This is a genomic window from Curtobacterium sp. 9128, assembly GCF_007673775.1.
Lineage (GTDB): Bacteria > Actinomycetota > Actinomycetes > Actinomycetales > Microbacteriaceae > Curtobacterium.
On record NZ_VEAF01000005.1, the window covers coordinates 219,438 to 232,820 of the forward strand.

Below are 13,383 nucleotides of genomic sequence, written 5' to 3' on the forward strand. Positions count from 1 at the left end.
TACGGCCTGTGGTGACGAGTCTGGCGGATCACCGGCGACGCGGGTCGAGGGCGGCGCGCAGCGTGTCCCCGAGTGCGATGACGGACAGCACCGTCACCGCGAGGAACGTCGCGGGAGCGACGAGCATGTGCGGGGCCCGGAGGAACTGGCTCGTCGCGGCGGACAGCTGCAGTCCCCAGGAGATCGCCGGGCTCTCGAGCCCGATGCCGAGGTACGTCAGCGACGACTCGGACACGATGACGCCGCCGACGGTGATCGTGGCGAGGACGAGCAGCGGCGAGATCGACGCGGGCAGGACGTAGCGGGTGGTGATCCGCCACGTCGAGAGCCCCATCGTGCGGGCGGCGAGGACGAACTCGGCGTTCCGGACGCTCCGGACGCTGGACCGCACGAGCCGCGCCATCGTCGGCCAGCCGAACAGGGCGAGGACGAGCGAGACGGTGACGACCGAGCGCTGCCCGACGCTGTTCAGCACGACGACGGCGCCGAGCAGGAACGGGAAGCCGAGGAACACGTCGGTGAGGCGTGCGAGCACGGCGTCCACCCACCCGCCGACCATGCCGGCGACGGTCCCGACGACGACGGCCACGACGCCGGCGAGCACCGTGGTGAGCACCGCGACCGCGATCGAGGACCGCGTGCCGTAGACGACGTTCGCGTACACGTCACAGCCCTGCAGGTCGAAGCCGAACGGATGTCCGGCGGTCGCCGACGCCCCGCTCCGGCCGAGGTCGCAGGCGCGCGGGTCGCCGTGGCCGAAGAAGCCGGCGAAGACGGACGGGAAGCAGGCGACGAGCAGCACGACGGCGAGGACCCCGGCGGGGAGCCAGAACCCCGGGCGCCGGACCGCGGACCGCAGCGGCCGACGCTTCGTGACGACGGACTGCGGGACGGTCGCGCCGATGGCAGAGGTGGTCATGCGGAGACTCCTGTCCGGACACGCGGGTCGAGGGCGGCGTGCAGCAGGTCGACGAGCACGCTCGTGACGAGGAACACCAGGATGAGCGCGGTCGAGATCCCGACGACCACCGCGCCCTCGTGCGACCGGATCCCCTGGAACAGCAGGTTCCCGACGCCGGGCAGGTTGAAGATGCCCTCGACGATCACGGTCCCGCCCATCAGGTACCCGAGGTCCGTGGCGAGGTAGGTCGCGGTGGGGATGAGCGAGTTGCGCATCACGTGGACGCCGACGATGCGCCCGGGGGCGAGGCCCTTCGCACGGGCGGTCCGCACGAAGTCGGCGTCGAGGGTCTCGATCATCGAGGTCCGGGTCAACCGCGACACCGCCGCGAGGCCGAACAGGGCGATCACGAACGCCGGCAGCAGGTAGGCGGTGGGCCACCCCGCGGTCGCACCGGCCACCGGGAACCAGTGCAGGCGGACGGAGAACACCAGCTGCAGGGCGACGCCGAGCACGAAGACGGGGACGGCGCCGACGACGATCGTCGCGACCAGGACCGTCTTGTCGAGGACGGTCCCGCGGCGGAGTGCCGACACGACGCCGAGTCCGATGCCGAGGACGATCTCCACCGCCCACGCGGTGAGCGCGAGCGTGATCGTGACCGGCCAGCGCGAGGCCATCTGCTCCCCCACCGACTGGCCGTTGAAGTCGGTCCCGAAGTCGCCGCGGAGCAGGCCGCCGAGGTACTGCAGGTACTGCGCCCAGAGCGGCTGGTCGAGGTGGTACTCGGCGCGCAACGCCCGCACCACCGACTCGGTGAGCGGCCGGTCGCCGCCGAGCGCCTTGATCGGGTCGCCCGGGAGGGCGAACGTCATCGCGTAGATGAGGAAGGTCACGCCGAGGAAGACGACGAGCAGGCCGCCGACGCGGCGGCTGACCGTGAGCGCCGCACGCATCAGTCGCCTCCCCCGGTCGGCACGGTCGACCGGCCTGCGGTCACCGAGGACGGCCGGGAGGCGCGGGCCGGGTCCGCCACGTGACTCGCGCAGGCGAGGACCGCGCCGAACTGCACCCCCACCAGCTTCGCGATCGGGATCGGCGCCGCGTCCGGCAGGACGTCCGCCTGCCACGTCGCGTACAGCTCCGCGAGGCGGTCACGGAGGCGCCGCAGCGGGGCGGGCGCCGTGCCGGCGGTCGTCTCCGCCTCGAGCGCACGGAGCAGCATGCCGCCGTACCGGAGCCGGAAGCAGCGGACCAGGTCCTCGCACCCGAAGCGTTCGGCGACGGTTGCCATCCGGTCGGCGGGCTCACGGTCGGCACGCGCACGGTCCGTCTCGGTCATCCCACCGATCATCGGGACGAACGCCCGCGAGCCCTCGAGGAACGGCGTCTCGACGGTGAGCATCGGCGTCGCGGCGTCGAGGATCTCCTGCAGCTCGGCGCCCGAGGCCGCGAGGTCGTCCGCGCACCGCCGGAGCAGGTCCGGGTAGGACTCCGTGGTGACGCTCTGGTCGTCGGCGTCAGGGTGGCTCCAGTACGGCAGCTCGGCGACCAGGCAGAGCGCGCCGTACCGGGCCGCCCACGCCGCGCTCGAGGCCCCGTGGATGTGCTCGCCGGGGTCGACGCCGAGGCTCTCGAGGTAGTCGTAGGCGGTCTCGATGCCGTCCAACGCGAACACGGCCGGTGCGAACGCCCGCAGGTGGGGCGACTCCGGCTCCCCGGTGTCGAGCGGCAGCCCGAGCGCCTGCGGGACGGCGTGCAGGACGTCGATCACGTCGGGCAGGTCCTCGGAGAGGTAGTAGTACACCCCGCCCATCTCGCCGTTGTGCAGCGACACGAGCAGCTCCGGACGGGTGTCGTCGATGAGCCGCATGAAGGCGAGGGTCTCCGGCAGGACCTGGTCGAAGTACACCGACTTGTGGGCGTTCGGGAACGTCCACTCGACCTGGCTGTCCGGGGCCGGCCGGTAGAAGTGCCGCGCGTAGTGGACCCGGTCGTGCGGGTCGTGGAACCACGCCTCGTTCAGCCGCATGCCGTCCGGGTCGATCGTCGGGACGATGTGCCACGTCGTGTCGAGCGACGCAGCCGCCGCGATGTCGTCCTGGTCGGTGCTCAGCAGCCAGGAGGCGAGGTGCAGGGCCGTCCACGACCCGATCGGTTCGTTCGGGTGCACGCCGCCGACGACGACGGCGGCGTGCGACCCGGAACCGATGCGGTAGCTGTGGAGCGGTTCCCCGAGCCTGCTGGTGCCGATCCGGGTGACCGTGACCTGCTCGGGGTGTGCCGCGGCGAGTGCGTCGAACCGGGCGTGCAGGTCGTCGACGAGGGGGAAGCCGTCGCGGTCGGGGACCGCCGCGACGAGGCGGAGGACGGTGCGCTGGTCCATGCGGTGCTGCACGCCGCTACTTGACGGTGATCGCGGGCACGACCGGGCTGCCGTCGACGGCGGGCAGCGAGGCGATCTTGTCGCTCACGACGTACGAGTACTTGTCGAAGAAGGTCGGGACGACCGGGAAGTCCTCGAGCACCGCCTTCTGGGTCTGGGCGTAGTACTCGTTCGCCTCGTCCTGCGAGCCGGCGGAGTCGGCCTTCGCGAGCAGCGAGTCGACCTCGTCGGACTGGTAGTAGCCGGTGCACGGTGCGCAGCCGCCGGCGCTGGTGAAGAGTGCCCGGAGCGTGTTCTGCTGGCTGGCGTACAGCGCACCCCAGTGGCCGAAGTGCGGTCCCTCGATCTTCTTGTCGGTGAGCTCCGAGTAGTACGACGCCCAGTCGGTCGTGGCCTTCGCCTCGGTGTCGACGCCGAGGTTCTGCCGGATCTGGTTCGCGTAGGCCTGGTACAGCGAGTCGAGGCCGTTGCCGCCCGGGTAGACGAGCGTGATCGTGCCGTCGAAGCCGCCGGCCTTCGCGAGGAGCGCCTTGGCCTTCGACGGGGAGAACTCGCACGCGTCGCCGCAGATGCCCTCCTGCGTGCCGGACATGCCGGGCGGGGTGAGTGCGGTCGCGGGCTCGTACAGGCCGCCGTAGATCGCCTTGTTGACCTGCCCGCGGTTGATCGACATCGAGATCGCACGACGGACGTCGGGGTTCGAGTAGCGGTCGTCCCAGAGCGGGAAGCCGAGGTAGTCGATCCCCGGGGCGTCGAAGGAGTGCAGCCGGTCACCGAAGTCGGCCGCGGCGCTCGTCATCTTGTCGGTGGGCAGGAACAGGACGTCGGCGTTGCCGGCGAGCACGTCGGTGTAGGCGGTGTTCTGGTCCGCGTAGCTCTTGAAGGTGATGTCCTTCGTCTTCGCCTTCGTGCCGCGGTAGTCCTTCCACGCGGTGACCGTGAAGGGCTGATCGGCCTTCCAGGCGCCCTCCATCTCGTACGGACCGTTCCCGATCGGTTTCGCGTCGTAGGCCTTGAGGTCGGCGTAGGCCGCCTCGGGCATCGGGTAGAAGGCGGTCTGCGCCTGGCTGAGCTGGAGCGGGAACTGACTGTCCGCGTGGTCGAGCGTGACCGTGAAGGTGTCCTTCCCGGTCACCTTGAGTCCCGACATCTCCTTCGTCTTCGGGGTGCCCGACGTCGGGTTGAGGTCCTCGTACCCGACGATCGCGGCGAGCTCGCCGCTGTTCTCCCACGCGTTCGGGCCGTACGCCGTGTGGTTCCAGGCCTTCACGTAGCTCTCGGGCGTGACGGCCTCGCCGTTCTGGAACGTCCAGCCGTCGCGGAGGGTGATCGTCCAGGTGGTGTTGTCGCTCGACTCGACGCTCTTCGCGGCGACGTCGTGCAGGTCGCCCTTCGCGTCGGTCTCGGTGAGCGGCGCGAAGAGGCTCATCGTCTGGGTGAAGGCAACCGTCTGGCGGCCGGGCGTCAGGTGGTCCGGTTCGCCGGTCGCGTAGACCAGGCTCCCGCCCGAACCGGACTGACTGTCCGCCGTGCCGGTGGCGGAACAGCCGGTGGCCACCAGCGCCAGCGTGGCCGCTGCGGCCACCGCGGCGATCGTCCTGCGTCGCATTGTGAGCTCCTCGAGTCGAAGCGCGTCCGGTTCGGGACCGGTCGTCGTTGTCCGAGACGGTAGGGGCGGCGCAATTCCGAGCACAAGACTTCTTTCAGTGATCTCTGAAACCTTTACCCGTCAGAAACAGGCTCGAAACGACACCTGTCGCGCGTGCTCCGCGACCTGTGCCACGCTCGACCCATGCGTCACACTCCGCACTTCCTGATGACCGACGTCGACGAGGTGCGGCGCCTCGTCAGGGACAACCCGTGGGCGACGATCGTCTCCCACACGGAAGCCGGTCTGGTCGCCTCGCACTACCCGTTCCTGCTCGAGGAGGCGGACGACGACGCGATCGTCCTCGTCTCGCACGTCGGGCGTCCGGACGAGCAGGCGCACGAGCTCGGACGGCACGAGGTGCTCGTCGTCGTGCAGGGGCCGCACGGGTACGTCTCCCCCGCCTGGTACCCGCCCGAACAGTTCGTGCCGACGTGGAACCACGTCACGGCGCACCTGTGGGGCACGCCGGAGATCCTGTCCGAGGAGGAGAACTTCCGCGTCCTCGGTGAGCTCGTCGACCACTTCGAGCGGGTCATGCCGTCGCCCGTCTCCCTCGAGGTCGACGAGGACACCGCCCGCCGGATGGCGAAGGGCACCGTCGGCATCCGCCTCCGCGTGACCCGGTTCGACGCCCGCGCGAAGCTGTCGCAGAACAAGTCGCCCGAGGTGGTCGAACGGATCATCGCGGGGCTGCGCGGGGACGGCCCCTACGCGTCGACGGCGCTCGCCGACGAGATGGCCCGGGTGCACGGCCGGGAGGCGCGATGACGGACGTCTTGCTCCGGACCGTCCGGCGCGTGGGCACGTCCGGCGCCCCGTGCGACGTGCACGTCGTCGGCGGGCGCGTCGCCGCGATCGCCCCCGCCGGCACGCTCGACCCCGCCGGCCGCGACACCGACGTCGTCGAGACGGACGGCGCGTGGCTCGGTCCTGGTCTCGTCGACCACCACGTGCACTTCGACCAGTGGGCGCTCGTCCGCCGCCGGGTCGACGTCTCCGCCTGCGACTCCGCCGAGGCCACCGCCACCCTCCTGGCGGACGTGACACGGACCGGCGTGGCGGACCGCGTGCTGGTCGGACACGGCTACCGCGACGGGTTGTGGCCGCGTCCCGCGCGACGCGAGCTGCTCGACCAGGCCGTACCGGGCCTCCCGGTCGTCGTCATCAGCGGGGACCTGCACGCGGTCTGGTGCAACGCACTCGCCCTCGCACTCTTCTCGCAGGCCGTCGGCCGCCCGCTCGCGGCGGGCGACGACGGTGTCCTGCGCGAGCAGGACGCATTCGACGTGACCGGCGCACTGTCGCGCGTGACCGACGACGTGCTCGACGGCTGGGTCGCCGATGCCGTCGACGCGGCGAGCGCCCGCGGGGTGACCCGCGTGGTCGACCTCGAGATGGTGTTCGGCCTGGACCGCTGGACCCGACGCGTCCGGGCCGGTACCGACGGCCTCCGGGTCGGCTCCGGCGTGTACCCGGGTGAGCTCGACGCTGTCATCGCCCGCGGCCTGCGCACCGGCGACGTGGTCGGCGGCACGCGGGGACTCGTCCGGATGGGCCCGTTCAAGGTCATCACCGACGGGTCCCTCGGCACGCGGACCGCGGCGCTGCACTCCGGCGAGGGCGTGCTCGCGTGGCCCTTCGACGACCTCGTGTCGATGACGCGACGCGCCGTCGCGGCGGGCCTGACCCCCGCTGTCCACGCCATCGGGGACCGTGCGAACAGCGTCGCACTCGACGTGTTCGAGGCCGTCGGCGCCCGCGGCACCATCGAGCACGCACAACTCCTCGACGGCGCCGACGTCGAACGGTTCGCGCGGCTCGGGGTGGCCGCCTCGGTGCAGCCCGAGCACGCGATGGACGACCGGGACATCGCCGAGCTGCACTGGGCGGGACGGACCGACCGGGCGTTCGCGTTCGCGTCGCTCGATCGTGCCGGGGCCACCCTGCTGCTCGGTTCCGACGCTCCCGTCGCGCCGCTCGACCCGTGGGTGTCGATGGCGGCGGCCGTCGGGCGCGACCGCGACGGCCGCGAGCCGTGGCACCCGGCCGAACGGCTCACCGCGCTGACCGCGTGGCGGGGCTCGACCGAGGGCGGTCGCGTCGGCGTGGGCGTCGGCGACGTCGCGGACGTCGTGCTCCTGGCCGCGAACCCGCTGGCGCCCGGCGCGACGTCGTCGGCACTGCGCGGGACGCAGGTGCTCGCCACGGCGATCGAGGGGCGGTTCACCCACCGCGAGCTGTGACGGGTGGCGACGCGCTCGTGAGCCGAGACGCCCCGGACTGGCGACGCCGCAGTGCTCCAGACGACTACTTCTGGTCCTTCGGGCACCAGTAGAGCTTCCGTCCGGCCATGTCCGCCATCCGGATCTCGGTCCCGCAGACCCGGCAGGGCTCGCCCTGGCGGTGGTACACCCAGTGGCGGTCCTTCCGCGAGCGCAGCGCCTTCTTGTGGTCGGCCTCGGACAGACCGTCCATCGTCAGCATCAGGCCGTCGCGGACCCCGTCGTGCAGGAGCTTCGACCAGTCCGCCCACAGCGCCTTCGCCTGCTTGACGGTGATCTTCTTGCCCACCTTGTACGGGTCGATCCGCTGCCGGAACAGCAGCTCGCAACGGTAGATGTTGCCGATGCCGCTCACCACGGACTGGTCCATGAGCAGCTGCCCGATCGCGACGTTCCGCTTCCGGACGTTGTCGACGAAGGCCCGTTCGGCCTCGGGTCCGTCGTCGTTCACCGGGTCGGGTCCGAGCTTGTCGAGCGCACGCTGCACCCCGGCGGGGTCCTCGACGACACAGGCGGTCGGGCCGCGCAGGTCGGCGACGGTGTCCTCGGTGAGCAGGCGGACGCGGACCTGGCCGACGGGGTCCGGCGGGAACGCCTCGATCGGGTCCTCGGTCTTCTCCTGCTCGGCCATCCGGTAGCGGGCGAGCCGCGGGGCACCGATGGACGACAGCGACTCCTCGCGGTCGTCGTCGTCCGACAGCGCCTCGGCGGTGGAGATCACGCCGGCGAAGTCCCACGCCCCGTAGAGACCGAGGTGCACGCGGAGGAACAGGTCGTCCTCGAACTCCAGGAACAGCTGCTTGCCGACCGCGCGCGAGCCGATCAGGCGCTTGCCGTCGAGCTGCGCGGCGCCGGCGGCGAAGCGTCCCTGAGGACTCGACACCTCGCAGCGTTTGCCGACGAAGTGCCGGGTGAACTGGTTGGCGATGCGGTGGACGGAGTGACCCTCGGGCATGCGACCTGTCTACTCGGCCGAGCCGTCGATCTGCTTGCCGGCGATGTGCCCCGTCTGCTCGTACTCCGCCAGCTGCGCGATGCGGCGGGCGTGACGCTCCTCGCCGGAGAAGGGCTCGGCGATGAACAGGTCGACGAAGTCGATGACCTCGGCCTCGGTGTGCTGGCGGGCGCCGATCGAGATCACGTTGGCGTCGTTGTGCTGGCGGGCGAGGAGCGCGGTGGACTCGTTCCACACCAGCGCGGCCCGGATGCCCTCGACCTTGTTCGCGGCGATCTGCTCGCCGTTGCCGGAGCCCCCGAAGACGACGCCGAGCGCCTGCACACCCGCGCGCTGGTCGACGACGACCGCGTGGGCGGCGTTGATGCAGAACGAGGGGTAGTCGTCGAGCGCGTCGTACTCGGTCGGCCCGTGGTCCACGACCTCGTGACCGGCGTCGGTCAGGTGCGAGGCGAGGGTCTTGCTGAACTCGAGGCCGGCGTGGTCCGTTCCGAGGTGGATGCGCATGGCATCGATCCTATTCCCGCCCGCGCGCACCCCTCGCCACGACGACGACGTACCGGCAGGCGTCCGCAGAGTCGTTCCGGTAGGTCACCTCGGCCGGCTCGCCGAGCTCGATCCGGTCCCCTGCGGCGAGCGTCGTCGGCTCGCCGCCGACGTCGACGACGAGCTCGCCGTCGACGACCCAGATGCAGTGCCGGAGGAACGCGTACGCCGACGCCGGGTAGGTGACCGAGCGGCCGGCCGGGAGGCACACCTCGGTGACGTCCACGGGGAAGTCGGCGCTCGTCACCGGACGGCGGCGGTACCCGGTCTCGGGATCGGTCCAGTGGTCGGCGGTCGCGCCGCGCTGGACGCCGGTCGCGTCCTCGACGCTGCCGGACGCCGCCTCCTCGCCGGGGTGACCGTCGTCGAGGAGCTGCGAGATCGTGAGTCCGAACGCCCCGGACAGCCGCCCGAGGATCGTCGCCGTCGGGCTCGAGACGCCGCGCTCGACGCGGTTGATCATCGCGCGGGAGACGCCGGACTCCTCGGCGAGTTCGGTCAGGCTCCAGCGGCGGTCGTCCCGGAGCGACCGGAGCCGCTCGCCGAGCCGGCGCTGCGCGGTTTCGTCGTGCGCCTCGACATCGTCTACGATCTGCGACATGGCGACAGCATATGCGACGGACGGTGCGGGCCCGGCGGCGGACGTGCTCGTGCGCGACTGCGAGCCGCGCGACCTCGACGTCGTGCACGCGCTCCACGTCGACGCGGTGCTGCACACGACGGCCGTCTGGCAGGAGTCCCCGAACCCGCGCGCGTGGTTCGACACGTGGCTGGCCGACCGGCGGGCAGCCGGACTCCCGGTGTTCGTGGCCGAGGTCGACGGCGTCGTCGCCGGGTACGTGACGTACGGCCCGTTCCGCCCCCACGACGGGTACCGGCACACGGTCGAGCACAGCGTCTACGTGGTGGCGGGGTTCCGTGGTCGCGGGATCGCGTCGGTCCTCATGCGGGCGCTCGTCGAGCACGCCCGGCAGCGGGACCTGCACGTGATGATGGCCGGGATCTGCAGTGCCAACACGGGGTCGATCGCGCTGCACGAGCGCCTCGGGTTCGAGGTCGTGGCCGTGCTGCCGGAGGTCGGACGCAAGTTCGACCGCTGGCTCGACCTGACGCTCATGCGCCTGCCGCTCTCCTGACGCCGGGCCGACCCGGCGGACCGGTGCCGGGCCTCCCGTCCGCGCTGCGCCGCGTTCGTGCGCCCTCGGACGGACGTCGCGCCCCGCTCCGCCTGGGCGCGACGTCCGCGCCGGGGCGCGCGACCGGTCAGTCGACCGTGTCGAAGACCGGGCCGACGGTGCGGGAGCGCTTCAGCTCGAAGAAGCCCGGGTACCGAGCCGCCGCGACGACGCCGTCCCAGAGGTCGAGCGCCTGCTGCCCCTTCGGCGCCGGCGAGATGACCGGGCCGAAGAACGCGATGCCGTCGACCGCGATGACGGGCGTGCCGACGTCCTGACCGACGCGCTCGATGCCGTCGCGGTGGCTCTCGCGGGTGGCGGCGTCGACCTCGTCGCTCCACGCGTACTCCGCGAGGTCGGCGTCGAGGCCGAGCTCGGCGAGGACCGCGGGCACGACCTCGGCGGGGTCCTTCTCCTGGCGGTGGTGGATGTGCTCGCCGAGCGCGTCGTAGAGCGGCTTCACCACGTCGTCGCCGAGCCGGAGGCGGGCCGCCGTGACGAGCCGCGGGTACACCTGCCCGCGCTCGAGTCCGGTCCGGTACTCGTCCGGCACGTCCTGGTGCTCGTTGAGGACGAACAGGCTCATCACGTGCCAGGTCACGTCGAGGTCGCGGTGCTGCTCGACCTCGCCCACCCAGCGGCTGGTCATCCAGGCCCACGGGCAGTTCGGGTCGAACCAGAAGTCCACAGCCGTCCGGGTCGCGTCGGCCTTGTCCACAGTCGTCTCGGTCACGGGTGCGAGCGTACGCGCGCTCGCTAGGCTGGTTCCGACACGTCCCGCCGGTGCACGACGCCGGACGGGACCACCGATGCGCGGACAACGATCGTCCGTGCCGCAGCGAAGTTGGAGCGTCCGTGCCCGGAGAGAACCTCACCAGAACCGAAGCCCAGGAGCGTGCGGCGATCGTCGACGTCCGGTCGTACGACGTCGAGCTCGACCTCACGCGCGGCGCCGAGAGCTTCGGCAGCACCACCCGGGTCCGCTTCACCGCGACCCCCGGTGCCGCCACCTTCATCGACGCGATCACGAAGACCGTCCACTCGGTCACGCTGAACGGCACCGAGCTCGACGTGGCCGCGGTGAACGACGGCGTGCGCATCCAGCTCGCCGACCTGCAGCAGGAGAACGAGCTCGTGGTCGTGGCCGACGCGCTCTACACGAACACCGGCGAGGGCCTGCACCGCTTCGTGGACCCCGTCGACGACGAGGTCTACCTCTACTCCCAGTTCGAGGTGCCGGACTCCCGCCGGATGTTCGCGGTGTTCGAACAGCCCGACCTCAAGGCCGAGTTCACCTTCACCGTGACGGCGCCGTCCCGCTGGCAGGTCGTGTCGAACTCCCCCACCCCGGAGCCCCGCGTCGACGGCGAGGTCGCCACGTGGGCCTTCCCGCCCACCACGCGGATCTCGAGCTACATCACCGCGCTCATCGCCGGCCCCTACGAGGTCGTCCGCAGCGAACTGACCTCCCGCGACGGCCGCACCGTGCCGCTCGGGGTCTTCGCCCGCAAGTCCCTCGCCGAGTACCTCGACGCGGACTACGTCTTCGAGACCACGCGCAAGGGCTTCGCGTACTACGAAGAGAAGTTCGACGTCCCGTACCCCTTCGAGAAGTACGACCAGCTCTTCGTCCCCGAGTTCAACGCGGGCGCGATGGAGAACGCCGGTGCCGTCACCTTCACCGAGACCTACGTGTTCCGCTCGAAGGTCACCGACGCCATCAAGGAGCGCCGGGTCGTCACGATCCTGCACGAGCTCGCGCACATGTGGTTCGGCGATCTGGTCACGATGAAGTGGTGGAACGACCTCTGGCTGAACGAGTCGTTCGCCGAGTGGGCGTCGACCATCGCCACGGCAGAGGCCACCGAGTGGGCCGAGGCTTGGACCACGTTCCAGGCGATGGAGAAGTCCTGGGCCTACCGCCAGGACCAGCTCCCCTCGACGCACCCGATCGTCGCGACGATCAACGACCTCGAAGACGTCCAGGTCAACTTCGACGGCATCACCTACGCCAAGGGCGGCTCCGTCCTGAAGCAGCTCGTCGCGTGGGTCGGCATCGACGCCTTCTTCGCCGGCGTCTCGGCGTACTTCAAGAAGCACGCGCACGCCAACACCGAGCTCAAGGACCTCCTCGTCGAGCTCGAGGCCACCAGCGGGCGCGAGCTCGGCGAGTGGTCGAAGCTCTGGCTCGAGACCGCCGGGGTCAACACGCTCCGCCCGGAGATCGAGGTCGACGAGGACGGCGTGATCACGGCGTTCGCGGTGCTGCAGGAGGCCCCGGCCGACCACCCGACGCTCCGCCCGCACCGGCTCGCGATCGGCGTCTACGGGTTCCAGCAGGACGCATCAGCACCGTTCGGTGCCGACACCGCCTCCGCCGGCGGCAAGCTCGAACGCCTGCACCGCGTCGAGATCGACGTCGACGGCGCCCGCACCGAGGTCCCCGAGCTCGTCGGGCAGCACCGCGGCGACCTCGTGCTGCTCAACGACGACGACCTCGCCTACGCCAAGATCCGTCTCGACGAGCAGTCCCGTCACACGGCGATCGAGCACCTCGCCGCGATCGCCAACCCGCTCGCCCGCTCGATCGTCTGGGGTGCGATGTGGGACGCCACCCGCGACGCCGAGTCCCCCGCCAGCGATTACGTCCGGCTCGTCCTCGGCAACATCGCGACCGAGACCGAGTCGACGACGATCCGCACGACGCTCTCGCAGCTGCTCCTCACGGCGCGGAACTACGTCGCGCCGGCGAAGGTCGACGCCACGGTCCGCACGGTCGGCGACACGCTCTGGAACCTGGCGTCCTCGGCCGAGGCCGGCTCCGACGCGCAGTTCCAGTTCGTGAAGTTCTTCGCGCAGATCGCCTCGACGCCCGAGCACGTCACGGCCCTCTCGGGGCTGCGCGACGGTTCGGTGACGCTGAACGGTCTGGAGATCGACACCGACCTCCGCTGGGAACTCCTGGAGGGCCTCGTGCTCGCCGGTGCCGCGGGCAACGACGAGATCGACGCCGAACTCGCCGCGGACCGGACGGCCTCCGGCGAGCAGGCAGCGGCCCGCGCCCGCGCGACGATCCCCACGGCCGAGGGCAAGCTCGCCGCGTTCTCGTCGCTCGTCGACTCGGACGCCCTGCCGAACGCCATCGTGCGGCAGACCACGGTCGGGTTCCAGCACGCCAACGCCCCGGTCGTGCTCGAAGGACTCGTCCCGAAGTACTTCGACGTGCTGACCCGCATCTGGGCGGAGCGGAGCTACCACATCGCCGACACGATCGTCACCGGGCTGTACCCGGCGCCGCTCGCATCGGTGGAGCTCCGCGACGCGGCGACGGCGTGGCTCGAAACCCACACCGAGACCCCGGCGCTCCGTCGCATCGTGACCGAGAACCTCGCGGGCACCGAGCGTGCGCTGCGGGTGCAGGCCGCGGACGCCTGAGTCCGGTCCTCAGGCGGGGTGTGCCGTTCCTCCAGGGACGGCACACCCCGCC

The 13,383-nt window shown here is 71.2% G+C and carries 12 protein-coding genes; 4 read left to right on the top strand and 8 right to left on the bottom strand.

The features are described 5' to 3' along the window. Positions 1 to 28: 28 nt before the first annotated feature. From FS641_RS12470 to FS641_RS12485, 4 genes are read right to left on the bottom strand one after another with little or no spacing between them, the layout of a single operon-like run. Positions 29 to 919, bottom strand: a complete 891-nt coding sequence (locus FS641_RS12470; RefSeq protein WP_144764252.1) for an ABC transporter permease — start codon at positions 917 to 919, stop codon at positions 29 to 31. Then, positions 916 to 1,857, bottom strand: a complete 942-nt coding sequence (locus tag FS641_RS12475) for an ABC transporter permease (protein ID WP_144764254.1) — start codon at positions 1,855 to 1,857, stop codon at positions 916 to 918. Before FS641_RS12475 ends, FS641_RS12470 begins: the two co-directional genes overlap by 4 nt. Beyond that, positions 1,857 to 3,287: a M14 family zinc carboxypeptidase gene (locus FS641_RS12480; RefSeq protein WP_144764256.1), complete on the bottom strand. Its 1,431-nt coding sequence runs from the start codon at positions 3,285 to 3,287 to the stop codon at positions 1,857 to 1,859. The genes FS641_RS12475 and FS641_RS12480 overlap by 1 nt, the downstream gene beginning before the upstream one ends. Positions 3,288 to 3,303: 16 nt before the next feature. Further along, on the bottom strand, positions 3,304 to 4,896 hold the full coding sequence (locus tag FS641_RS12485) for an ABC transporter substrate-binding protein (RefSeq protein WP_260855809.1): 1,593 nt from the start codon (positions 4,894 to 4,896) through the stop codon (positions 3,304 to 3,306). 183 nt (positions 4,897 to 5,079) lie between these two features. On the opposite strand from FS641_RS12485, the gene FS641_RS12490 reads away from it, so the two are divergent. Continuing rightward, positions 5,080 to 5,706, top strand: coding sequence for an FMN-binding negative transcriptional regulator (locus FS641_RS12490; RefSeq protein WP_144764258.1), 627 nt, complete (start codon positions 5,080 to 5,082; stop codon positions 5,704 to 5,706). After that, on the top strand, positions 5,703 to 7,181 hold the full coding sequence (locus FS641_RS12495; RefSeq protein WP_144764260.1) for an amidohydrolase: 1,479 nt from the start codon (positions 5,703 to 5,705) through the stop codon (positions 7,179 to 7,181). Before FS641_RS12490 ends, FS641_RS12495 begins: the two co-directional genes overlap by 4 nt. Before the next feature lie 64 nt (positions 7,182 to 7,245). Here FS641_RS12495 and FS641_RS12500 read toward each other — a convergent pair whose 3' ends face one another. The 3 genes from FS641_RS12500 to FS641_RS12510 are packed head-to-tail and all read right to left on the bottom strand — an operon-like array spanning position 7,246 to position 9,322. Then, a complete protein-coding gene (locus tag FS641_RS12500) occupies positions 7,246 to 8,175 on the bottom strand; it encodes an Fpg/Nei family DNA glycosylase (RefSeq protein ID WP_144764262.1) in 930 nt (309 codons plus the stop codon). A gap of 9 nt (positions 8,176 to 8,184) precedes the next feature. Beyond that, positions 8,185 to 8,682, bottom strand: a complete 498-nt coding sequence (locus FS641_RS12505; protein WP_144764264.1) for a ribose-5-phosphate isomerase — start codon at positions 8,680 to 8,682, stop codon at positions 8,185 to 8,187. A 10-nt stretch (positions 8,683 to 8,692) separates the two neighbouring features. Continuing rightward, positions 8,693 to 9,322: an XRE family transcriptional regulator gene (locus FS641_RS12510; RefSeq protein WP_144764266.1), complete on the bottom strand. Its 630-nt coding sequence runs from the start codon at positions 9,320 to 9,322 to the stop codon at positions 8,693 to 8,695. Here FS641_RS12510 and FS641_RS12515 point away from each other — a divergent pair. Then, positions 9,321 to 9,857, top strand: a complete 537-nt coding sequence (locus FS641_RS12515) for a GNAT family N-acetyltransferase (RefSeq protein ID WP_144764267.1) — start codon at positions 9,321 to 9,323, stop codon at positions 9,855 to 9,857. The genes FS641_RS12510 and FS641_RS12515 overlap by 2 nt on opposite strands. 127 nt (positions 9,858 to 9,984) lie before the next feature. Here FS641_RS12515 and FS641_RS12520 read toward each other — a convergent pair whose 3' ends face one another. Beyond that, positions 9,985 to 10,545, bottom strand: coding sequence for a disulfide bond formation protein DsbA (locus FS641_RS12520; protein ID WP_222122097.1), 561 nt, complete (start codon positions 10,543 to 10,545; stop codon positions 9,985 to 9,987). A 206-nt stretch (positions 10,546 to 10,751) separates the two neighbouring features. On the opposite strand from FS641_RS12520, the gene pepN reads away from it, so the two are divergent. Next, positions 10,752 to 13,331 (top strand): aminopeptidase N, encoded by a 2,580-nt coding sequence (gene pepN / locus FS641_RS12525; RefSeq protein WP_144764271.1) that lies wholly within the window; start codon positions 10,752 to 10,754, stop codon positions 13,329 to 13,331. Positions 13,332 to 13,383: the final 52 nt, after the last annotated feature.